The 21,686-nt window shown below is 64.5% G+C and carries 21 protein-coding genes; 10 read left to right on the top strand and 11 right to left on the bottom strand.

Features of this window, described 5'->3' with window-relative positions; genetic code table 11:
- Positions 1–102: 102 nt before the first annotated feature.
- From NY78_RS12570 to NY78_RS12545, 6 genes are all read right to left on the bottom strand, one after another.
- Complete coding sequence (locus NY78_RS12570; RefSeq protein ID WP_043636406.1) at positions 103–345, bottom strand: (2Fe-2S) ferredoxin domain-containing protein; 243 nt, start codon at positions 343–345, stop codon at positions 103–105.
- A gap of 309 nt (positions 346–654) precedes the next feature.
- A complete protein-coding gene (locus NY78_RS12565) occupies positions 655–1,035 on the bottom strand; it encodes a RidA family protein (RefSeq protein WP_043636405.1) in 381 nt (126 codons plus the stop codon).
- 99 nt (positions 1,036–1,134) lie between these two features.
- Positions 1,135–2,460: a DUF2325 domain-containing protein gene (locus tag NY78_RS12560; RefSeq protein ID WP_043636403.1), complete on the bottom strand. Its 1,326-nt coding sequence runs from the start codon at positions 2,458–2,460 to the stop codon at positions 1,135–1,137.
- A 261-nt stretch (positions 2,461–2,721) separates the two neighbouring features.
- The gene (locus NY78_RS12555; RefSeq protein WP_043636401.1) at positions 2,722–3,783 is read right to left on the bottom strand and encodes an acyltransferase; all 1,062 of its coding nucleotides are present in this window, start codon (positions 3,781–3,783) and stop codon (positions 2,722–2,724) included.
- 2 nt (positions 3,784–3,785) lie between these two features.
- Entirely contained in the window at positions 3,786–4,301 is a 516-nt protein-coding gene (locus tag NY78_RS12550; protein ID WP_231583983.1) for a hypothetical protein, read from the bottom strand.
- A gap of 56 nt (positions 4,302–4,357) precedes the next feature.
- On the bottom strand, positions 4,358–5,011 hold the full coding sequence (locus NY78_RS12545; protein WP_043636480.1) for a hypothetical protein: 654 nt from the start codon (positions 5,009–5,011) through the stop codon (positions 4,358–4,360).
- Between the two features lie 349 nt (positions 5,012–5,360).
- On the opposite strand from NY78_RS12545, the gene dsrA reads away from it, so the two are divergent.
- From dsrA to NY78_RS12520, 5 genes are all read left to right on the top strand, one after another.
- A complete protein-coding gene (dsrA, locus tag NY78_RS12540; RefSeq protein WP_043636399.1) occupies positions 5,361–6,674 on the top strand; it encodes a dissimilatory-type sulfite reductase subunit alpha in 1,314 nt (437 codons plus the stop codon).
- Positions 6,675–6,690: 16 nt separating this feature from the next.
- Complete coding sequence (dsrB, locus tag NY78_RS12535; protein WP_043636397.1) at positions 6,691–7,854, top strand: dissimilatory-type sulfite reductase subunit beta; 1,164 nt, start codon at positions 6,691–6,693, stop codon at positions 7,852–7,854.
- A gap of 57 nt (positions 7,855–7,911) precedes the next feature.
- Positions 7,912–8,139: a dissimilatory sulfite reductase D family protein gene (locus NY78_RS25505; protein ID WP_043636396.1), complete on the top strand. Its 228-nt coding sequence runs from the start codon at positions 7,912–7,914 to the stop codon at positions 8,137–8,139.
- Positions 8,140–8,298: 159 nt separating this feature from the next.
- Complete coding sequence (locus NY78_RS12525) at positions 8,299–9,723, top strand: cobyrinate a,c-diamide synthase (RefSeq protein WP_047960174.1); 1,425 nt, start codon at positions 8,299–8,301, stop codon at positions 9,721–9,723.
- A 173-nt stretch (positions 9,724–9,896) separates the two neighbouring features.
- On the top strand, positions 9,897–10,973 hold the full coding sequence (locus NY78_RS12520) for a hypothetical protein (RefSeq protein ID WP_043636391.1): 1,077 nt from the start codon (positions 9,897–9,899) through the stop codon (positions 10,971–10,973).
- Between the two features lie 110 nt (positions 10,974–11,083).
- Here NY78_RS12520 and NY78_RS12515 read toward each other — a convergent pair whose 3' ends face one another.
- On the bottom strand, positions 11,084–11,908 hold the full coding sequence (locus tag NY78_RS12515) for a tetratricopeptide repeat protein (protein ID WP_043636389.1): 825 nt from the start codon (positions 11,906–11,908) through the stop codon (positions 11,084–11,086).
- Between the two features lie 112 nt (positions 11,909–12,020).
- Entirely contained in the window at positions 12,021–14,702 is a 2,682-nt protein-coding gene (gene polA / locus NY78_RS12510; protein WP_043636386.1) for a DNA polymerase I, read from the bottom strand.
- 246 nt (positions 14,703–14,948) lie between these two features.
- On the opposite strand from polA, the gene NY78_RS12505 reads away from it, so the two are divergent.
- A complete protein-coding gene (locus NY78_RS12505) occupies positions 14,949–16,565 on the top strand; it encodes a TolC family protein (RefSeq protein ID WP_043636383.1) in 1,617 nt (538 codons plus the stop codon).
- Positions 16,566–16,840: 275 nt separating this feature from the next.
- Here NY78_RS12505 and NY78_RS12500 read toward each other — a convergent pair whose 3' ends face one another.
- Together NY78_RS12500 and serS are read right to left on the bottom strand one after the other, a co-directional pair.
- Positions 16,841–17,029: a hypothetical protein gene (locus NY78_RS12500; RefSeq protein ID WP_043636381.1), complete on the bottom strand. Its 189-nt coding sequence runs from the start codon at positions 17,027–17,029 to the stop codon at positions 16,841–16,843.
- Entirely contained in the window at positions 17,026–18,315 is a 1,290-nt protein-coding gene (serS, locus tag NY78_RS12495) for a serine--tRNA ligase (RefSeq protein ID WP_043636378.1), read from the bottom strand. Before serS ends, NY78_RS12500 begins: the two co-directional genes overlap by 4 nt.
- A 235-nt stretch (positions 18,316–18,550) precedes the next feature.
- Between serS and NY78_RS12490 the strand changes: the two genes are divergently transcribed.
- Complete coding sequence (locus NY78_RS12490) at positions 18,551–19,054, top strand: CinA family protein (protein ID WP_043636375.1); 504 nt, start codon at positions 18,551–18,553, stop codon at positions 19,052–19,054.
- 95 nt (positions 19,055–19,149) lie between these two features.
- Positions 19,150–19,407, top strand: a complete 258-nt coding sequence (locus NY78_RS12485; RefSeq protein WP_043636372.1) for an amphi-Trp domain-containing protein — start codon at positions 19,150–19,152, stop codon at positions 19,405–19,407.
- Here NY78_RS12485 and NY78_RS12480 read toward each other — a convergent pair.
- Complete coding sequence (locus tag NY78_RS12480; RefSeq protein ID WP_047960173.1) at positions 19,404–19,916, bottom strand: hypothetical protein; 513 nt, start codon at positions 19,914–19,916, stop codon at positions 19,404–19,406. The two genes, NY78_RS12485 and NY78_RS12480, sit on opposite strands and share 4 nt — an antisense overlap.
- 167 nt (positions 19,917–20,083) lie before the next feature.
- Here NY78_RS12480 and NY78_RS12475 point away from each other — a divergent pair, with 167 nt between their 5' ends.
- Complete coding sequence (locus NY78_RS12475; protein WP_043636369.1) at positions 20,084–20,626, top strand: RsbRD N-terminal domain-containing protein; 543 nt, start codon at positions 20,084–20,086, stop codon at positions 20,624–20,626.
- A gap of 36 nt (positions 20,627–20,662) precedes the next feature.
- Complete coding sequence (dsrM, locus tag NY78_RS12470) at positions 20,663–21,664, top strand: sulfate reduction electron transfer complex DsrMKJOP subunit DsrM (RefSeq protein WP_043636366.1); 1,002 nt, start codon at positions 20,663–20,665, stop codon at positions 21,662–21,664.
- Positions 21,665–21,686: the final 22 nt, after the last annotated feature.

The following is a 21,686-nucleotide window of genomic DNA, read 5'->3' as shown; positions in this document are numbered from 1 at the left end:
GGGGAGTCCGCCGTTGCCGGGAACCACTCGGAGGGTGGAAACGGGGGGGAGCTGGCCGGACAAGGGCCGGTGTACCGCCAGGGATGGCATTGGGCAAGGGAATCAGCCGGCCAGATGGCGGCTTAAGAGTTCGAGCAGGCGTTCGCCGCTGATTTCGCCGTAGAGTTGGCCGTCGATGCGGATGTTGGGGCCGCAACGGCATTGGTCCTCACAACGCGAACCGGTCAGGACAACGGATTCGGTCAGCCCGTGGTCGGCCAGATACTGTTCGATCATGAGCAGGTGTTTGCGGTTGCCTCTGGCGAAACACGAACTGCCCATGCAGATGACGATCTCATGTTTCATGGGCTGCGGGCCTCATTATGATACTTTTTTCACAAATTACCCGCAAAAAACAATCCCCGCAAGGGGAAACCAGCCGGCTTGTTGCGAAAACGCCACTCGCCGGGCCGTGCGGGACGGCTTTGGAGAACATGGTCACGATTTCCCAAACGGCAAGGACCATGGGGCGGCTTGCGCCGCAGGGTCGTCCTGGCCCGCTCTTGCCATGCTGCGGCAGGAGTCCTCCTCTGGAAACCTTTCATTAAAGTGGGTTTCCAAAGGGCACTGCCCTTTGGCCGCCGGAGGCACTCTTCCTGCTTTTTCCCAAGGCTCCTAGATAACAGCCAACGCCTCGACTTCGACCAGGAAGGCGGCGTCCACGAGCTTGGCCACTTCGACGATGGTGGTGGCCGGGCGGATGTCGCCGAACACCTCGCCATGGGCCTTGGCCACGGCGTCGAAATCGCCCATGTCGGCCAAAAACAGCCGGGTCCGCACGACATTGGTCATGTCCGCGCCGGCCTGGGCCAGGGCGTCGCGGATGATTTCCAGGGCGCGCACGGTCTGGGCATAGGCCCCGTCCGGGATGGTGCCGTCGGCCGCAGCGCCGACCGTGCCGGAGACGTAGACGGTGTTGCCGGCCACGACGGCCCGGGAATAGCCCAAAAGCGGTTCCCATTTGGAGCCGGAGGAAATATTGCGGCGAGGGGTCATAAAAATCTCCTTTGGGGAGCGCCCCGTGCGGAGCGCTTCCCGAAAGGAATAGCCGGTCGGGCCGGCGGATGCAACCGTGGCCCGGGGAAGGTGGGAGGCCTACTGCGCCGGCGCGCCAAGTTCGGCCAGGGAGCGGGCGAGGCTGGAAAGCCCCGAGGATCGGGCCAGGATCAAGGGTTTGAGACATCCTTTGCAGGCTTGTTTGACCAGCGAGCAGGCCTCGTGGCTGACGCAGTCCACGGGGCAGACCACGGCGTCGGCCGAGCCGAGCAGTTCCCACAACCGGTGGGAGGACTGTTCCCGGCCGCCGTCGTGGTGGAGCAGTTCGCAGCCGAATTTCTCGGCCAGGACCTTGTAATGGGCCACAAGCGACGACCGGCCGCCCACGTAGAGGACCCGTTTGCCGGTGATGGCGGTGTCCACGGGCAGGCCGCGCTGCAGGGCCGCCCGGCATTTGCAGGCGGCCGGGTCGGCGGCGCACCCGCCGGTGCAGGCGGGGTTGCCCTGGCAATGGCCGCCCATCTGGTCGTCCAGGCCGGCCAATTCGCCTTGGTGGTGCTCGGCATGGGCGGCGTGGGCGGCGGCGGCGTCGCCCAGGGCGGAAAAGAGCGAGGCTTCCAGGGCGGCCACTTCGCTGTCGCGGTCGGCCAGTTCCTGCCGGGTCCTGTGCAGATCGGCGTGCATGCGCTCAAGGAGCAGGGCTTGCCTGGCGGCTTCGGCCTCGGTGGACGCCAAACGGTCGGACACTTCCAGGAGTTGGTCGCGCAGGACGTCGCGCTCCCGGCTCACGGCCGCGACCGCGGAATTTTCAATGGCCTGGCGCAGGGAGATGCGTTCGCGTTCGGCGCTGCGGCGCTTGCCCCGTTCGGCCGCCAGTTCTTCCATGGCCTGGCGGCAGCGGGTTTTCCAGACCGACACGGCCTGGCGCAGCACGACTTTGCTATCCTCCAGAGCGGCGGTCACTTCGGTCAGCTTGTCCTCCAGGTGCGCGAGCTTGGACAGGTCGGCCCGGTTGGCCGCGCCCACCCGGTGGGAGAGCATGTGTATTTCGCCGTAGACATCGCGCAGGAGGCCGTCGCTGGCCGTCGGGTGGGACATCAGCGCCCAGAACGGCCCGGGCACGTCGCCGGCATCGGCCCGGTCGCGCCACAGCCGCCGCAATGCGGCCTCGTCTTCGGTTTTCCAAAAGGCGCGCAGTTCCCGGCGGTATTTCTTATCGAGGTATTTTTGCAGGTATTTGACCGCAGGGCTGCCTGCGATCTTGGCCTGGCCCACCAAAAACACGTGGGCCTCGTAGTCCGAGGCGTTTTCCGGCACGGCGTCGCCGAATTTGCGGCAGATCCGGCGCAGTTCGGACAGGGTCAGGCAGGTGCCGACGATGGGGCAGGCAAACTCGGCATTCTCAAACAGGGTCTTGCGTTCCATGGGGGTCCTCCGGGGCCGTCCGCGTGGCCTCTGGGAACCTTCCTTAGTCGAAATTGAAAATCATTGTCAATTAAAGAAGTGCTGCCAACTCATTTGCCGCACGCTCCGGGCAATCCCGGTCGGCCGCCGTGGCGGCCAGCTCTGCGGCTGGACCGACGGCAAGGCAAATGCGTGCGGGATTCCAGCCGTACAAAGCGTCCCCCTTTGCAGGGGTCCGGGGGGATCATCCCCCCGGCCGCCGGAGGCTTCTTCCGTCTTCCTCTAAACGGCGAAAAACAGTCGGGAGAGCCGGGAGCCGGCATGGCGGCGGGCCAGCCGGGTCAGGGCCAGGGAACCGGCAAACGAGACGACCAGGGCGGCCGCGCCAATCGGCAGGCGCAGGGCCGGGGCCACGGGCGGGGGAAGCAGGGCGTAAAACATCAGGACAATCGTGTAATGGGCCAGATAGACGCCAAGCGTGTCCCGGCCGGCCTCGGCCAGAAGGGCAAAAAGCCGTCCGCCCCGGGCTTCGGCCGCCCGGCAGGCCGTCAGCAGGGCCAGGCTGCCGGCGGTCTGAAAGAGCAGGCCCGAGAGCAGGAAATACTGGCGGTAGTTGGCCCCCAGGCGGCGGGCCTGTCCGTCCACTTCGGCCAGATAGACGATGAAGGCGGCAACGGCCAGGGCCACAAGCAGCGGCCAGCGCCGGGACAGGGCGTCGAAAACGTCGCCGTGTCGGGCCAGCCAGGCCCCCAGGAAGAAAAACCCTATCCAAACCGGCCCGCACTTGATGGCGACCAGCTCGAAGGCGTGGCTGGTCGGAGGGCTCACATACAGGGCCAGGGTCGAGGCGGCGTAAAAGCCCACGGTGACGGCGGCCGCGATGGCGGTCCAGGCGGTCAGCCGTTGCGGGCTGGCAAAGGGAGCGGCCAGGGCGGTCAGGACGAGCAACTGGAGCAGGGCGAAGAGGTAGTAGAGCTGGGCCACGCCGGTGAGCAGATCGGCGAGACCGGACCAGGAAACCAGCGGTATCCCGTAGCCCAGGCGCAGCACGAGCAGGGTGACGGCGTTCCAGGCCAGAAACGGCAGCACGATTTTTTTGGCCTGTCGCAACGGGCGCACGGACTGGGACGGGTCGGACGGCGGGGTGAAAAGCGAGAGCAGGTAGCCGGAAATACAGAAGAACGCCGGTACGGCAAAGGTGACCAGACAGGAGGTGAAAAGGGGGGTGACCGAAAAGTCGCCTTCACGGAAACAGACCGTGTTGCTGGCGTGGGACCAGACGACTACGAGCATGGCCAGGGTGCGGGCTGCCTCGATGAAGCGCAGATTGCGCCCGGAAGCCATGCCTAGGACTGGCCGTCTGGTTTGCCGGCCCGGGTGTCGTAAATGATCATATAGACCTGATCGATCTGGACGTAGAGGTCCGGCAGGTTCCAGATGGTTTGAATCATGGTGGTCATGGTGGGCGGGCCGTAGAGGGCGGAAGCCTTTTGCACGAGCAGGGGCACAGAAATCAGGTCATGGGTCATAAGGACCAGCGAAAAGCGGCCCGAGGACTTGGTGCAGCCGTAATAGACGCGGCCCAGCGGCACGCCTTGGAAGTTGGGCTTTTCGTCGCGGTCGTAGTGGAGCACAAACGGGCTTTTGGCGTTGACGTCGGGGTCATGCTCCAGGCCAAACATCTGATATTTCGGGTCCCAGACCGGCCGGGCTTTTTCCACGGCATAGGAGGGGCCGGAAAAAAGCGACTGGCAGTCCTGGCCGAAACTGTATTTGCCGAAGGTGTGTCTGGAATCCTCTGCGGCGGCAAGCGGCGAGGCGAAAAAGAGGCAGAGGCTGACGAGCAGTGCTTTGAACATCATCTGGTGAACTCCCCCAAGCCGGAGTGCCGGCAAAACTGGCAGGATGGGATGTAGGCCTATGGCCGGCGCTTGTAAAGACCACCCGGGACGGCGGCCGCGGCCAGGGCGGGCAGGGCCTGGGCCAGGGGGCGGCCGAGATAAAAGGGCAGCGTGTCCGGGTCGATGCCAAGGCGGGCCGGGAGCAGGTCGCGCATGGCGGCGTCGAAGCGGGCCAGGGCCGCGACCTGCTCCCGGGCGGCGGCATCGCCGCCGGCGGCCAGACGGCACAGCCCGGCCAGCCGGGTGAGATCGGTCTCGGTCTCGTGATGGGCGCACAGTTCGGCCAGGGCGCTGCCCGGCTCGATCAGGTCGGCCCGGGTGAGGCGGTCCGTGGCATACAGGCCGGCCAGGGCGGCGGGATCGTCGCAAAAAAGGGCGCGGCACTCCACCGGGCTGGCGTCGTGGACGGCGCAGGCCGGCGGGTCGCGGTACAGCAGGCAGGCCCGGCCGCCGGGGACCGGGCGGACCTTGACCAGTTCGGCCGGCGAGGGTCCGACCGTGCCGACGACGTTGTCGGTGACGCCTTCCCCCCGGCGCAGGGTGACCAGCTGGGTCAGGGTGATGCGGCCGTGGCGGACAAGCGGGGCGTCGGCCGCGTGCAGGGCCGGACCGCCCAGGCGGCAGCAGCGGCCGCAACGGCGGCAGGTCGGGGCAGGTCGGGGAGACGGCATGCAGCGGTGATGGTGCAAAAGGCGGCGTTTGGCAAGTTTCGGGCCGTGGACCCGGGGTGGCCGGAAATAGGCTTTGCAACGCGGGGTGGCTCGTGGTAAGAACAATGTTCCGGGAGTTCTCGCTCTAAGCCCGGTTTGCCGTTGACATAACGGCTGTTGTCATTTTAGATCGGGAGCGATTGTTCAAAAGTTCACGTTTCGTTTCCTGACCCCCAATTGAATAACACCCCATCCGTCGGCGAGCAGGGTCGGTCGGTGGGGAGGGCGCCCTAAGCGGCGCGCAAGCCCGCACGGAGCGCGTGTTAGCTGGTTAAGGCGGTAACTCTTCAAACCCCACTGGAGGAAGCAAATGGCGAAACACCAAACTCCCTTGTTGGACCAGCTCGAAACTGGGCCCTGGCCCAGCTTCGTGTCCGACATCAAACAGGAAGCAGCCCACCGGGCCGCTAACCCCGACGGCGTGGACTATCAGGTCCCCGTTGACTGCCCTGACGATCTGCTCGGCGTGCTGGAACTTTCCTTCAAGGACAAAGAGACCCACTGGAAGCATGGCGGCATCGTGGGCGTTTTCGGTTACGGCGGCGGCGTCATCGGCCGTTACTGCGACCAGCCCGAGATGTTCCCGGGCGTGGCCCACTTCCACACCGTGCGTCTGGCCCAGCCCTCCGGCAAGTACTACACCGCCGATTACCTGCGCGGCATCATGGACATCTGGGATATGCGCGGTTCCGGCCTGACCAACATGCACGGCTCGACCGGTGACATCGTGCTGCTCGGCACCACCACCCCGCAGCTGGAAGAAATTTTCTTCGACGTCACCCACAAGATGAACACCGACCTCGGCGGCTCGGGCGGCAACCTGCGCACCCCGGCCGACTGCCTGGGCCAGTCGCGCTGCGAATTCGCCTGCTACGACACCCAGGACCTGTGCCACACCCTGACCAATGACTACCAGGACGAACTGCACCGTCCGGCCTTCCCCTACAAGTTCAAGTTCAAGTTCGACGGCTGCCCCAACGGCTGCGTCGCCTCCATCGCCCGTTCCGACTTCTCGGTCATCGGCACCTGGAAGGACGACATCCGCATCGACCAGGACCGCGTGAAGGCCTATGTCGCCGGCGAATTCAAGCCGGGCGGCGGCTCCCACTCCGGTCGCGACTGGGGCAAGTTCGACATCGTCAAGGAAGTCGTGGATCGCTGCCCCACCGGCTGCATGTCCTACGACGGCGCCAAGCTGTCCATCGACAATGCCAACTGCACCCGTTGCATGCACTGCATCAACACCATGCCCGCTGCCGTGAAGATCGGTCTCGAAACCGGTACTTCGATCCTGCTCGGCGCCAAGGCCCCCATCCTGGACGGCGCGCAGATGTCTTCGCTGCTCGTTCCCTTCGTTGTGGTTGAAAAGCCCTACGACGAGATCAAGGAAGTCATCGAGAACATTTGGGACTGGTGGATGGAAGAAGGCAAGAACCGCGAGCGCGTGGGCGAGACCATGAAGCGTCTGTCCTTCCAGAAGCTGCTCGAGGTCACCAACATCAAGGCCATGCCGCAGCACGTCAAAGAGCCGCGCTCCAACCCGTACATCTTCTTCAAGGAAGAGGAAGTGCCGGGCGGTTTTGCACACGACGAGGCGGGCTACCGTCAGAGACACATGAGATAAGCGGGGGACATAAGAAATGGCATTCATCTCTTCCGGATACAATCCCGACAAGCCCATGGAAAACCGGATCACGGATATCGGTCCTCGTAATTTCGAGGAGTTCTATCCGCCGGTCATCAAGAAAAACAAAGGCGCGTGGGACTACCACGAGATCGTCAAACCCGGCGTGCTCAAGCACGTCGGCCTGTCCGGCGACGTGGTCTACACCGTGCGCGTCGGCGGCGCCCGCCTCATGAGCGTCACGCACATCCGCGAGATCTGCGAGATCGCCGAGAAGCATTGCGGCGGCCACCTGCGCTTCACCACCCGCAACAACATCGAGTTCATGGTCGAGACCGAGGCTGCCCTTGACGCCTTGACCGCCGACCTGGCCTCGCGCAAGTTCGCCGGCGGAAGCTTCAAGTTCCCCATCGGCGGCACCGGCGCCTGCGTCTCCAACATCGTCCACACCCAGGGGTATGTCCACTGCCACACCCCGGCCACCGACGCCTCCGGCCCGGTCAAAGCCGTCATGGACGACATGTTCGAGTACTTCCAGTCCATGACCCTGCCGGCCATGGTCCGCATCTCGCTGGCCTGCTGCCTCAACATGTGCGGCGCGGTTCACTGCTCCGACATCGGCATCGTCGGTATCCACCGCAAGCCCCCGATCGTCGAGCATGACCGTCTGGACAACATCTGCGAAGTGCCCCTGGCCATCTCCGCTTGCCCCACCGGCGCCATCAAGCCGGCCAAGGTCGAGATCGACGGCAAGAAGGTCAACTCCGTGGCTGTCAACGCCTCGCGCTGCATGTACTGCGGCAACTGCTACACCATGTGCCCGGCCATGCCGCTCGCCTCCGGCGAGGGCGACGGCATCGTGCTCATGGTCGGCGGCAAGGTGTCCAACCGCATCTCCATGCCCAAGTTCTCCAAGGTCGTTGTGGCCTTTATCCCCAACGAGCCGCCCCGTTGGCCGACGCTGACCAAGATGGTCAAGCAGATCGTTGAAGTGTACGCCAAGGAAGCTCGCAAGTACGAGCGCCTGGGCGAGTGGGCCGAGCGCATTGGCTGGGAGAAGTTCTTCGAGCTGTGCGATCTGGAATTCACCCACCACTGCATCGATGACTTCCGTGATCCGGCCTACTACACGTGGCGCCAGAGCACCCAGTTCAAGTTCACCAAGCACATCGAGGCTTAACTAACCACTTCCGGGCGGGGAGCGATCCCCGCCCGGATCAAACAAAGAGGGGACGGTATGCCTTCCGAGAAAGAGCAAGTTCTCGAATTCCTTACGGGGAAAACTGGCAAGTCCAAGTTCTACTTCAGCGATTTCTGCAAAATCTTCCCGGACAAAAAGCAGCGCGAAGTCAAAAAGGTCCTCACCGAGCTGGTCAACGAAGGCAAGCTGGAATTCTGGTCCAGCGGCTCCACGACCATGTACGGCATGACCGGCGCCGGCAAGCAGAAGGCCGAGGAAGATTAGCCCGAAGCGGTGCGAAGCGTTTTGCGAGTCGGATCTTTCGGCTTTGGCGGCACGCCTCGAACGGAACCGTTCCCACGGCGCCCTCCTGGCCGGGGCAGAACCTGCTCGTGAAACCCGAACTCTCCGACGCGCCGCAAGGTGTGCCTAAAGAAACGCGCCGTGAACGATCGCCCGCGTCTGGTCCTGGCCGGACTCTCCGGGGGGGCCGGAAAAACCATCCTCTCCCTCGGCATCTGCCGGGCTTTGGCCACTGCGGGTCTGCGAGTCCGCCCTTTTAAAAAGGGTCCGGATTACATCGACGCCGCTTGGCTCGGCCTTGCCGCCGGCCACGACGCCACCAATCTGGACCCTTTCTTATTGCCCCCCGAGCGCATTCCCTCCCTTTTTCTCGAAAAATCCGCCGGCGGCGACATCAGCATCATCGAAGGCAACCGGGGCATCTTTGACGGCATGGACGTGGCCGGTTCCTGCTCCACCGCTGCCCTGGCCCGGTCACTCACCGCCCCGGTGGTGCTCATCCTCGACGCCACCAAAATGACCCGCACCGCTGCCGCCATCGTGGCCGGCGTGGCCGGCTTCGAACCAGGCCTCAACCTGGCCGGCGTGGTCCTTAACCGTACGGCCGGTCCGCGCCACCGCGACATCCTGCGCGAGGCCATCGAAACCCTGGCCGGCGTGCCGGTGCTCGGCCTGCTGCCGAAAATTGCCGTCAATCCCATTCCCGAGCGCCACATGGGTCTGGTGTCCAACCGCGAGCAGGACGCCGTGGACCCCATTTTGGATGGCATTGCCGCCATCATCCGGGACAATGTCGACCTTGATCGCCTGCTGGCCATTGCCCGGTCCGCGCCAGCCCTGGCCGAGGCCGCCCCTCCGGCGTGGCCGGCCCCCCGGGGCGACGGAACCCGGCCGGTCATCGGCGTGGTGCGCGACGCCGCCCTGTGGTTTTATTATCCGGAAAACCTTGAAGCCCTGGAACGGGCCGGAGCCCGGCTGGTCAACGTGAGCATCCTGGATGCTGCGCCCTGGCCCGAGCTTGACGGCCTCTATCTGGGCGGCGGTTTCCCGGAAACCCAGGTCGAGGCCCTGGCCGCCAATGCCGTTGTGCGCAACCGGGTGCGGGATCTGTCCGCCGACGGGCTGCCGATCTATGCCGAGTGCGGCGGATTCATGTACCTGTGCCAGGGGCTCGACGTCGCGGGCACGGTCTACCCCATGGCCGGCGTCTTTCCGGTCACGACGACCCTGTGCGCCCGGCCCCAGGGTCTGGGCTACAGCGTGGCCCGGGTGGTGCGGGAAAATCCCTACCATCCCGTCGGAACGGTCCTTCGCGGCCATGAATTCCATTATTCCAAATGCCAGGCGGCGCTTGGAGCCTGCGCTGGCAGCGGGGGGCCGGGCCTGCCCGGGGCCGAGTCCTTCGCCTTGGCCATGGAGCGGGGGGTGGGAATGCTTGATGGCCTGGATGGCCTGGTCACGGCCAACACCTTTGCCGCCTACACCCACATCCATGCCGACGGCGCGCCCCATTGGGCCGATCATTTCGTGGCTGCCGCCCTGGCCCGTTGCGCGGCCAAGGGGTAATCTTCCGGCGCATTTTTTTGGAACCCTGCGGACGGACAGGGTTTAGGGCATCCAAGGCTTGGGGCGCGGCCGAAGCGCGGTTTGGCGCGAACTTTCCGGGTCTGCTTCAGACTGCACGCCCCACGACGTTGCCGCCGGTTTCGCCCCGGTCCCTCGCCGACAAGGAGTAACCAATGATCATCACCCGTCAGATTGCCTCGCCGCAAGGCTGGCTGGACTATCGGCCCGAACTTGGAGCGGTTGCGGTAGAGGGCGGCGACGGCCTGACCTACGCAGCCTATTTCGCCGGGTTGGAGGCCTTTGCCGGCGGCCAGGCCAACGCGGCGCTGCTTGCGGCGGCCATGGCCGCCGGTTGTCCGGCAGACCGGGCCGGGATCGACGAACTGGTCATCCGGGCGGAGAAGCACGGGGCGTTGTATCATCCGGCCAGCCTGACCGTGCGCGCCGGCGGGAGCGAGGCGAAGCTGTGCGTGAACGTGGCGGCGACTCCGGCGGCCGCCGCCATGTTGGAACAGGAGGCCGGGCTGCTGGCCGGTTTGCGGGAGCGCTTTTCGCCCGATTTTCTGCCCTGTCCCTACGCCTTTGCCGCGGCAAACGGGTTGGCCTTTTTGCTCGAAGACTGGTTTGCCGGCTATCATGAATTCCATCAGGACGGGACCGGCCGGGTCCGGCTCTGGGACTACGACGCTGGCGAACGCAGCCTGGATGCCCGGACCGCCCTGGAAATTTACCGGCAGGCCGCCCATATTCTGACCCGCTATTACCATGCCGACTCCGGGGCCAGTATCGGTCCCTGGCACCACGCGGCCGGGGATTTCGTGGCCAAGGTGACGGGCGAGGCCGTTTCCGTGCGGCTCATTACCGTTCGCGGCTACGGGGCCGGGCAGGATTTCACCGAGGCCGGGCCATTGGCCGACAAGCTGGCGGCCCTGGCCTTTTTCACCAACATGACCCTGCGCCTGCGTCTGGATCGGGTGGAAGGCGTGGGAGAACTGGTGCTGGCTGGCGAGGATGTGGCTGCAGCGGCGGTGGAGGGTTTTGTCTCGGGACTGGCGGCGCTGGGGCTCGACGCGCCAACCCGAGGCGGCATCCTGGAGTTTCTGCGCTCGTTTTCCCCTGAAGAACTGGCCCGGGCCGGCAGCGGCCTTGGCTGGCCGTGTCCCGAGGACGAGGCGGCGCGGTTGGCCCGGGCCTGGCCCGCACATGCTGCGGCTTTGGTCGCCGCCCTGGGCCGGTTGGCCGGCCGTTAAACCGGGCTGACCCTGGTCTGGATTGCCGCCGCCGGTCCGGGCGAGGCCGGCCGCTTCGCCGCTTCCCCGTCCGTTTTGGCAAAAACTCGTTGGACTGTTCAGGGACGCGCTTAGTCAGTCGGCGCGGACGCGCTGTTTGCAGCCTGCTTGTGGGCGGCGGCCAGGACCCGTTTGGCGTCTTCCAGTTTCGGATCGACGGCCAGGGCCTGGGTGGCGGCCGAACGGGCCAGATCCCAATGGCCAAGCCGGGCGGCGGCCTGGGCCAGGGCCTGGTCGTAGAGGGGCAGGGAACCGGTACGCGACTTGGCCTCAAGCAGCAGCCGTTCGACCGTCGCCCAATCCTCGCCCTTGGCGCCGGCTGTGATCAGGAAATCGTAAATCCGCGGGTTTTCGGGGGCTTCTTCCAGGGCGCGTTTGAGGTATTCAAAGGCGGCCTTGGGCTGCCCGGCATCGATCAGCCGCGAGGCGAGCAGCGGGAAAAGTCCCTTCTCATCGACGTACTCCTCCACAGCCGCCCGGAAATTCCGTTGGGCTTCCAGGAGATTGCCGTCAGCCAACAGCTTGGTTCCCTTGATGATGGCGTGATCGATGCGAAGCTTGCGCTGACGCATGGCGTCGAGCCCCTCATCGGCCAGATCGGCTTCGATCTTTTTGGCCAGGGAGACCGTAAAGACGGCCAGCTTTTGCTCCTGGCCCTTGGTGTAGGGAATCCCGTTGGGGACGTATTTTTTGACGCTTGGCAGCTTGCTGATGTTGGCCAGGCTTTCACGCAACAGGCCTTCAATGGGGGTCCGTTCACTGCCCGGCAGTTTGACGGACAGAAACGAGCGCAAAGAGAGGGCCACGAGTTGCACGGCGCGCAGTTCGTCGTTTTTGGCATACGCTGCCTTGGCCCGGGCCAAATCTTCCCGAATGGATTTACCGGTTGGCGGCATCCGTCTGTTCCTTGTCGATCCATTTGCCGCAAGCGGCGTGTCGCTGCACCCAGCGGGTCATGAAGCCTTCCGATGGTAGGCAACTTTGGCGCGGATGAAAAGTCCTTTGCCGTTAATGGGCCTCGCCCCAGGTCTGGCCGATGCCCCAATCGACTTCCAGGGGAACAGCCAGGGGATACACGCCGGTCATGCGGGCCGCCAGCCGTTCGCCGGCGGCCTGGGCGGCATCGGCCGGGGTTTCCAGCAACAGTTCATCGTGAATCTGCAACACCAGGGTCGCCCCAAGGCTGGCGAGGGTCTCGTCCCGGGCGGCGGCCAGCATGGCCATCTTGATGATGTCGGCTGCGCCGCCCTGGACCACGGTGTTGATGGCCTGACGCCGGGCCTGGGAAGAAAGCTGGCTGTTGGCCGAACTGATGTCGGGCAAAAGCCGGCGTCGCCCGGCCAGGGTGGTGACAAAGCCCTGGGTCTTGGCCGATTCCACGATGCCGTCGTAAAAGGCGGACAGTCCGGGCAGGCGCTCGAAATAGCGGGCAATAAAGGCCTTGGCCGCATCGAGTTTGATGCCGAGGTCCCGGGAGAGCTTTTGCGGTCCCATGCCGTAGAGCAGGCCGAAATTGATGGTCTTGGCCTGCCGGCGTTGGTCCGGGGCGATGTCGGCCTCGGCCGTGTCAAAGAGCAGGGCGGCGGTGCGGGCGTGAATGTCGGCCCCGTGGGCAAAGGCGTCGAGCAGGGCCGGCTCGCCGGACAGATGGGCCAGCACCCGCAGTTCGATCTGGGAATAGTCGGCTGCGACCAGCCTGTTGCCGGGGGCGGCGATGAAGCAGTCACGCATTCGTCGGCCGAACTCGCCGCGAATGGGGATATTTTGCAGGTTGGGGTTGGAGCTCGACAGCCGGCCGGTGGCCGTGGCCATGTTATTGAGTGTTGTATGAATGCGCCCGGACGGGTCGGCCACAGCCGGCAGCGGGCCGAGATAGGTCGAGCGCAGTTTCTCGAGCTTTCGAAATTCCAGGATCCGGTCCACCAGCGGATGCGCCCCGGCCAGCCGCTCCAGGGCTTCCTGGGAGGTGGACGCCGCGCCGCCCGGGGTCTTGCCGTGGGGTTTGAGGCCCAGGTCGGTATATAAAATTTCGCCCAGCTGCTGGCTTGATCGCGGATTGAAGGGCTTGCCGGCCTTGGCGGCGATGTCGGCTTCCAAGGCGGCCAGGCGCGTCCCGACCTCCTCGGCGAAGCGGGCAAAGGCGGCCCGGTCGATGCCGATGCCGGCCCGCTCCATGGCCAGGAGCACCGGAATAAGCGGCAGTTCCAGCTCGGCCACCAGCCGGGTCAGGCCGGCCGTTTCCAGCCGGGCGGCCAGGGTGTCGGCCAACAGGGCCGCGGCCCGGCCGGTGTCGGTCGGGGAAATGGCGCTGGCGTCCACGGCCGGGTCGGAAAAAAGGCTGTCGCGCAGCCGCTCAAAGCCATACGAGCGGCTTTCGGGGTTGAGCAGATAGGCGGCCAGGCCCAGGTCGAACCACAGGGCAAGGGGCAGGGCGGCATAGGCGTCGTGGGCCGCCAGCATGGCCTTGACCGAGGGCACGGCCACCCGTTTGGCCGTACCCAGCCAGGCGGCCAGGGCCGGGGGGGCGGCATCCAGGAAATGCTCGTCCGGGCCAAAAGACAGGCTCAGGCCTCCTTCCAGGGGGACCAGGGCCAGGGTACGGCCGGCTGGATCGGGCAGGGCGTCCAGGGCAACCACGGGTCGGGCGCTTGGCTCGGCCTGTGCCCCTGGGTCCGGCGTGTCCGGCGTGTTCGCGGCTTTCGCAGAGGGCGCAGCGGACGTTTTTCGGGCCGGGGCTGTCGGCGCGTCAAAGAGCGAGAGCTGGGCCGGGGAAGCCGGTTCCTTGCGGGCCGGGGCCTGGGGCTGGGCCGGCCGGCCGGGAACCTCCCGGGCCAGGGTGCGCAGTTCGTAGCCCTCCAAAAAGGCCTGCAAGGCCGGCTGGTCCGGGGTGCCCAGGGCTGTGTCGGCCAGACCGGTCTCGGGCAGGAGGTCGGTGCGCAGACGGGTCAGCTCGCGGTAGGTGAACAGGGCTTCAAAGGCCGGCTCGATCTTGTTGCGCACCGTGGGTTTTATGGTGTCGAGGCCCTGGCGGACGGCTTCCAGGGTGGGCAGGCGGCGCAGGATGTCGAGCGCCGTCTTGGGGCCGATGCCGGGGATGCCCGGGATATTGTCGCTGGCGTCGCCGACCAGAGCTTGCAGATCGGGCCAGGAGGCGGGGGCAATGCCGCACTCGGTCGTAAAATCGGCCAGGGTGGTCAGCCGTTCGGCCTTGCCGGACGGATCGTACAGGGCCACCTGGTCGCTTAAGCACTGTTTGAGGTCTTTGTCCGCACCGACAATGACGACCGGCAGCTGCGGACTGAACCGGGCGGCCAGACTGGCGATGCCGTCGTCGGCCTCGGCTCCCTGGGGCACGATGACCGGCACCCCGAGCAGGGCCAGGCCCTGGCGCAGGGGTTCGAGCTGGCGGGCCAACGGTTCGGGCATGGCCTCGCGATTGGCTTTATAAGCGGCATAGATATTGCTGCGGAAGGTCGGCCCCTTTCCGTCGAGAAAAAAGACCAGATGGCGCGGTTCCTGCTCTTTGAGAAGTTTGAACAGGAGTCGGAAAATCATAAACAGCGCACTGGTGGGGAAGCCGTCTGACCGGGAAATGTCGCGGAAGGCGTGGTAGCCACGGTAAATATAGGCGCTTCCGTCGATGAGAAAAAGCGGTGTTTGGGCGAAGCCAAGCCGTTTGGTCAGGGTCATGAAGCTCCTTTTGGCGGTCTTTTTCCCGCGCTGATGCCCTGGCTTGTACGGCAGGGGGCGGCCGGATGCAACCAAGAGCGAAGCGGACTCGACAAGGGTGGCAAACCCGGATACGCTACCGCGCTGGAATGGGGTGTATGCCAAGCTTGTGAATGGCTGTTCACAAGAGTATACAATCCGGATCAATTGTATTATCGGGAGATTGCCCTGCTTCAGGGAAAACTCTCGACATGGAGAGGACACGGCATGACCGCAGACGCGAAACGGCCCTATCGGATTATCATCACGGGCTTTTTGATTTTTGGTTTTCTTGTCGGACAGGCCTTTGCCCAGGATCCGGCCACGAACAAGGACCGTGTGGCCAAGCGCTACTCGGGAACCGCCCAGTCCGGCGCAGCCTCTGCCCAGACCGCTGATCCTGGCCTCGAAAACCAGATCAACAAGATCCCTCTGCCTGAATTTGTCAAGGAAAAGCAGACGGATCCGGCTGTTGCCCAGGCCGGCGGCAAGGCGGTCGCCCAGTCTGGCGAAGCCCAGTCCCTCGACATGGAGCAAAGCGTCCAGCGCAGCCTGGAAGCCAACCCGCAAATGCAGTCCGCCCGGGCCACCCTGTCGGGCTCGGAAGAGTCCCGGCGTCAGGCCCTGGCCAACTTCGGTCCGGTGGGCACCGTCAGCTACGCCTTCCAGCGCACCGACGCTAAGATCGTCAGTTCGACCGCCCTGGTGAACCCGGGCAACCAGTTGATCAACACCATGACCGGTTCAAACCTGGCCACGACGCGCACGGCGTCCACCCGGGAAGGCTACTGGCAAAACCTCTACCAGCTGCAGTTGCAGGTCACCCAGCCGCTTTTCACTGGCTTCAAGCTGTTAAACACCTACCAAAAGGCCGCGCTGACCAAAGAGCAGGCCGAAGCCAATATCAAATACACCGAGCTGACCCTGGTCAAGGCCGTACAGCAGGCCTTCCTGACCTTGCTGCAGGCCCGGGCCAACGTCTCGAGCAACAAGGATTCCGTGGCCCGCCTGGAATCCCAGTACAAAGTGGCCCAGGCCTATTACGATGTCGGCCTCAAGCCTCGCCTGGACGTGTTGCAGGCCGAATCCGATCTGGCCCAGGCCGAGCAGGATCTGCTCAAGGCCGAGAACAACGTCCTGGTGCAGATCGCCCAGCTCAACTCCCTGCTCAACCTGCCGCTCAATCAGCAGACCAACTATCTTGGCGAGTTGTCCTACATCCCCTTTGCCATGAATATCGAGGATTGCCTCGATCTGGCCTATAAGCAGCGCCCCGACCTGTACATGGCCGTCAAGTCCGTGCAGATCGCCGAGCGCAGCGCCAAGATCGCGGCCAGCCCGCTCTATCCCCAGGTCCAGGCCCAGGCTACCTACACCAAGCAGGGCAACACCCTGGACCTCGATCTCAAGGACAATTCCGGTTCGACCACCCCGGAAACCACGGCCGTCGGCATCACCGCCTCGCTGCAGGCCTGGGACTGGGGCTCGACCTACTTCGGCATGCAGGCCGCCCGCGAAAACGTCAAGAAGCTGCAGGCCGATCTGGCCAAGCTGCGCCTGGACGTCGGCTATCAGGTCAAGACCTACTATCTTAACATTCAGGATGCGGCCAAACGCATCTCGGTGGCCCGCACCGCCCTGGAAGCGTCCAAGGAAGGTTTCCGCATGGCCGTGGCCCGCTATCAGGCCCAGGTCGGCACCAGCACCGACGTCCTCGACGCCCAGGCCCGGGTCAGCACTGCCGAGTTCAACCTGACCCAGGCCCTGACCGACTACCAAAGCGCCCTGGCCGACATCTACGTGGCCATGGGCACGAAGAATCTCAACCTGGCGGTCAACAACTAGACTGCCGGGATTTTCTGCGACGCACAGGACGGCAGGCCGAGGGGCCTGCCGTTTTTTTTATGGCGCGGGCGGGGGCGGTTTGGGGTTTGGGGCGGCCTGGGTGAGTGCTCAATGCGGCCGAAGCCCCGGCGCAGGAGGCGGCCTGGACAGGCGTGGCAGCAAAGCCATGTACATGGCGAGGGTGCCCCCAACCAGGGGCGGCGCGGCGGGCCAGCCAGACGCAAAACGCCCGGCAACCCTATGGCTGCCGGGCGCGTTCACGCTGCCTGGAAGGGCTATCTGCCCCGGCGCTTGTCCAGGGAACGGCGGGTGAGCACGGCAAAAAAACCGCCGATGAGTCCCAGGGCCAAGCCCCGGCGCATGTCCATGAAAAAAATGCCGCCCAGGACGCCAACTGCGCCGCCGATCAAGAGGCCGCGTTTGACGTCGGCCCAGAAGGCCTTGCGCGTTTCGTCGGTGTTCATGCCTGCTTCTCCTCCGGTTCCAGAACTTCCAGGCCGCCCATATAGGGGATGAGGACCTTGGGCAGCGCCACCGCGCCGTCGGCCTGGACATAGTTTTCCAGAATTGCGGCCATGGTGCGGCCGATGGCCAGGCCGGAGCCGTTTAACGTATGCACGTAGGCCGTCTTTTTGCCGCCCTCGGGCTTGAAGCGGATGTCGGCGCGACGGGCCTGGAAATCCTCGAAATTGGAGCAGGAGGAGATTTCGCGGTATTTGTTTTGCCCAGGCAGCCAGACCTCCAGGTCATAGGTCTTGGCCGAGGAAAAACCGATGTCCCCGGCGCACAGGGCCACCACCCGGTAGGGCAGCTCCAGGGCCTGTAAAATGGCCTCGGCATGGCTGGTGAGCCTTTCCAGTTCGTCGTAGGAGGCGTCGGGATTGACAAAGCGCACCAGTTCCACTTTGCCGAACTGGTGCAGGCGAATGAGCCCCTTGGTGTCCTTGCCGTAGGACCCGGCCTCGGAGCGGAAGCACTGGGAGTGGCAGACGTAGCCCAAGGGCAGGGCCGACTCGGGCAGCACCTCGCCCCGGTGCAGGTTGGTCACCGGCACCTCGGCCGTGGGGATGAGGTAGGAGGGGGCGCCTTCGATCTTGAACAGGTCGGCGGCAAATTTGGGCAGCTGGCCTGTGCCGAGGAGGCTTTCGTCGGAGACGATATAGGGGACGACCACCTCGGTGTAGCCGTGGGCCGCAATGTGCCGGTCCAGCATGAAGGCCGCCAGGGCGCGCTCCAGCCGGGCCAGGCCGCCGCGAAGGACCACGAAGCGGGCGCCGGACAGCTTGGCGGCCCGCTCGGCGTCAAGCCCGAGGGCAGCCCCCACGTCCTGATGTTCGCGCGGCGGGAATTCGGTGAATTCACGCGGCGTGCCAACCACGCGCACGGTCGGATTGTCGTTCTCGTTGGCCCCGTCCGGGGTGGTGGCGTGGGGGATGTTGGGCACGCCAAGGAGCAGCTCGGCCACTTCGACGTCGATGGCCTTGGCGCTCTCGTCCAGGGCCTTGATGTCGTCGGACAGCGTGCCCAGTCCGGCCAGAACATGGGCGGCGTCGCCGCCGGCCCGCTTGATCTTGGCTACTTCGGCCGAGGCGCTGTTGCGCTGGCCTTTTTTCTGTTCAACTGCCGTGAGTAAGGCGCGCCGGCGTTCTTCCAAGGCCAGAAAGGCCGCCATGTCGAAGGGAAAACGCCGTCTGGCCAGGCCCGCGGCCACTGCCTCGGGGTTTTGGCGCAGGAATTTAAGATCCAGCATACTCGCTCCTTGTCAGAATCCATCGGCCATGCCTGTACGCGGCCGGCGTTTGCCGCGTCAAGCCTGGACGCCTCGTGCCGGGTCTTTCCGGGCCGCTGCCGGGGTTGGGTGTGGAGTGTGTGGGCGGTCTCGATTCTACAAATTTGGCAACAAGCCTCGAAGCAAGCCTGGGAAAAGGCCCGGTGACAGGCCGGCGAAAATCGGATAGGCGGGGCAAAATGGCCAAGGAGGCAATATGGAAGAGGTCCTGCGGCAACTGGCGGGGGCTCTGGGCGAGGCGCTCACAGCCCGGGGATGGATGCTTGGTTGCGCCGAATCGTGCACCGGGGGCTTGCTTGCCAGCGTGCTGACGGATGCGCCAGGGGCCTCGGCCTGGTTTGGCGGCGGCGTGGTGGCCTATGCCAATGGCATCAAACGCGATGTGCTGGGCGTGCCCCAGGTGATCCTCGACACCAAGGGGGCGGTGAGCCGGGAGTCGGTCTTGGCCATGGCCCGGGGGGCTCGCGGGGTGTTGCGGGCCGATGTGGCCGTGGCCATCAGCGGTGTTGCCGGCCCATCGGGCGGCACACCGCAAAAACCCGTGGGCACGGTCTGGATGGCCTGGGAAGGGCCGGATTTTACCGAAGTGCAGCGGTTTCAGTTCGCTGGCGACCGGCTGGCCGTCAAGCGGCTGGCCGTGGCCGAAGCCATGGAGGGACTGCTTGCCCTGGCCCGGCAGGCAGCCGGACCTCAAGCCTGAAGTCTGTCGGCGTCTTGTCGCCAACCCGTCGTCAGCCGGTCATCTGGGCCGGGGTGGGGGCATGATGGCCGCCGACAGGCAGCCGGGGAGGTCGCATGGGGATCCAGACAGCCCGCCTGGGCGGGGTGATGGGCGTGTGGGAGGCGGCGGACAGGCTTGAAGCCATGGCCCGGGAATTGCGGGCCGGCAGCCTGGGCGTTGCGGCCGGACGGGTCTCGATCCGGCTGACGCCGGCGGTGATGCTGGACGTGGAAATAAAGGCCACCAAGCGGCCCGACCGCGAGGGCCTGGACGTGCGGTTGTCGTGGAATCCGCACCAGCCGGGCGAATCCGGTCTTCGCGGCGAGTTCTAGTTTTTCTGGGGTCCGGCTCCGACAAAGACCGGACCGGTCGCCCGGCGCAGGGCGGCAAGGCCTTTGTTGGACACCACCCAGCCCTTGGCCTTGACCGCTCCCTTGAGATGGATGCGCAGCAGATAGCCATGCATGAAAAGGTCGCGCACGTCGTCGGCGTCAAAGGTCCGGGCCAGTTCCTTGGGCATCATGCCCCGATTCTGGGACAGCCGGGAATAGTGGTAGACGTCTGAAAGAATACGCAGATGTTCTGGTTCCAGGGCGTCGTCGGCCGCCCTGTCGGCCAGGATCAGCCGCCCAAACCCCGTCAGCCGCCAGCCCTCGACGTCCTTGCCGCAGGGAAATGAGAGCTTGACCCGCTCCAGAAATCCGGCATGTTCGAGGCCCGTCAATTGTGTCTTGTCATAATGCAGGGCCTGCCGTTTGGGCATGGTCCCGCTGTAGCGCTCCACCGCGGAAAACGCGGCGGCGGCGCGAAGGATATCAAATTGTGCGGGTGTGGGCTGCATGGCGGCTCTCTTTTTTTCCAAGACTAGCAAAATGCGCGACCGGCCGGCAAGTCCTCGGGAATCCCTGATGATTTCCGTCCTGGCCCGAGGATTTCCGTCCTTTACAATTTGCGCTTTTCTGGTAAGGAACCAGCCTGTTAAGCATTTGTGAAGAAAGGTACATTTCCATGCTCAAACTGGTGGATTTTCTTGTCCTGGACCAGCAGGTCGTCCTCGACGCCTGGTTCGACCTGATTCTCGGCACCTACTCCGAGAATACGGCCGTGCTGTGGAAAAAACGCGACGATCCGTTTGCCAATCCCGTGCGTCACCGGTTCGAGGCCGGCATGCGCGGCATTGTCATGGGGCTTGCCACCTGCGGCGAAGCGCCGGACGCAGCCACGTTCATCCCGTTCCTCGACGAGATCGTACGGGTGCGCGCTGTCCAGGATTTTACGCCGTCCCAGGCGACGGCATTCATTTTTCTGCTCAAAAAGGCGGTCCGGGAAGCCTTGTGGCCGAAGATCATCGAACACAACCTGTTCGTCCAGCTTCTCGCCCTGGAATCCGCCATCGACGTACTGGCCTTGTTCTCGCTCGACATCTACTGCGAGTGCCGGGAAAAGATTTATGCCCTTCGGATCGATCAGATCAAGAAACAGTACGACCGGCTCCTTAAACGGGCCAATCTCGTCTGCGACCTCTCCGCCGAGGGAGGGGAGGACCAGTAGGCGTCAATGGGGAAACCTTTAACGAGGTGAGGGTACATGGCAGCGTTTTACTCCTTTCTCGCGGTACTGGCGCTTATCGTCATCCCGTGGTTGGGCGTGGGGATGGGGATGAGCGCGCTGTTCGGGATTGCACTCCCGTACATCGCAATCATCATTTTTCTGGTGGGGTTTACCATGCGCATCGTGGATTGGGCCAAAAGCCCGGTTCCGTTTTGCATTCCCACCACCGGTGGTCAGCAGAAATCGCTGCCCTGGATCGCAAACAACCCCTGGGACAATCCGGTTGACAAGAAAGGCGTGTTCATGCGGATGGTCCTGGAGGTGCTCTGCTTCCGGTCGCTTTTCCGCAACACGTCGGTGAAGCTCCAGCAGGACGGACCCAAGGTCGGCTACAGTTCGGAGAAATCCCTGTGGCTGTTCGCCTTGATCTTCCACTACTGCTTCCTGCTCATCTTTGTGCGGCACCTGCGCTTTTTCATGATGCCGGTGCCCGGTCCGGTGGGCATTGCCGAATTTCTGGATTCCATTCTCCAGATCGGCCTGCCGGTCATGTACCAGTCCGACGCGCTGATCCTGGTCGGTCTGCTGTTCCTCCTGGCCCGTCGCGTTTTCGACGGCAAGGTCCGCTACATCACGCTCATGCAGGACTATTTCCCGCTGTTCCTGCTCCTTGGCATCGTGCTGACCGGCGTGTGGATGCGCTACGTGGTCAAGGTCGACGTCATCGCCGTCAAGGAACTGACCATGGGTCTGGTGACGTTGCACCCGCATCTGCCCACCACGCCCATTGACGCCTCGGTGTACGCCCACCTGACCCTGGTGTGCGCGCTTTTCATCTACTTTCCCTTCTCCAAGCTCATGCACATGGGCGGCATCTTCCTCTCGCCCACCCGGGTCTGCCCCAACATGAGCCGTCGGGCCATGTGGGTGAACCCCTGGAACGACCCCGCCGTGAAGGCCCATTCCTATGAAGCCTACGAGGACGAATTCCGCGAGAAGATGATCGAAGCCGGACTCCCCGTGGATAAAGAGGCCTAACAGGCCGGAATCAACTATTTCT

The sequence above is a fragment of the Desulfovibrio sp. TomC genome (assembly GCF_000801335.2).
Taxonomy (GTDB): Bacteria; Desulfobacterota; Desulfovibrionia; order Desulfovibrionales; family Desulfovibrionaceae; genus Solidesulfovibrio.
The sequence above is the reverse complement of the archived record's forward strand: the minus strand, read 5'-3'. Positions and strand labels throughout refer to the sequence as shown.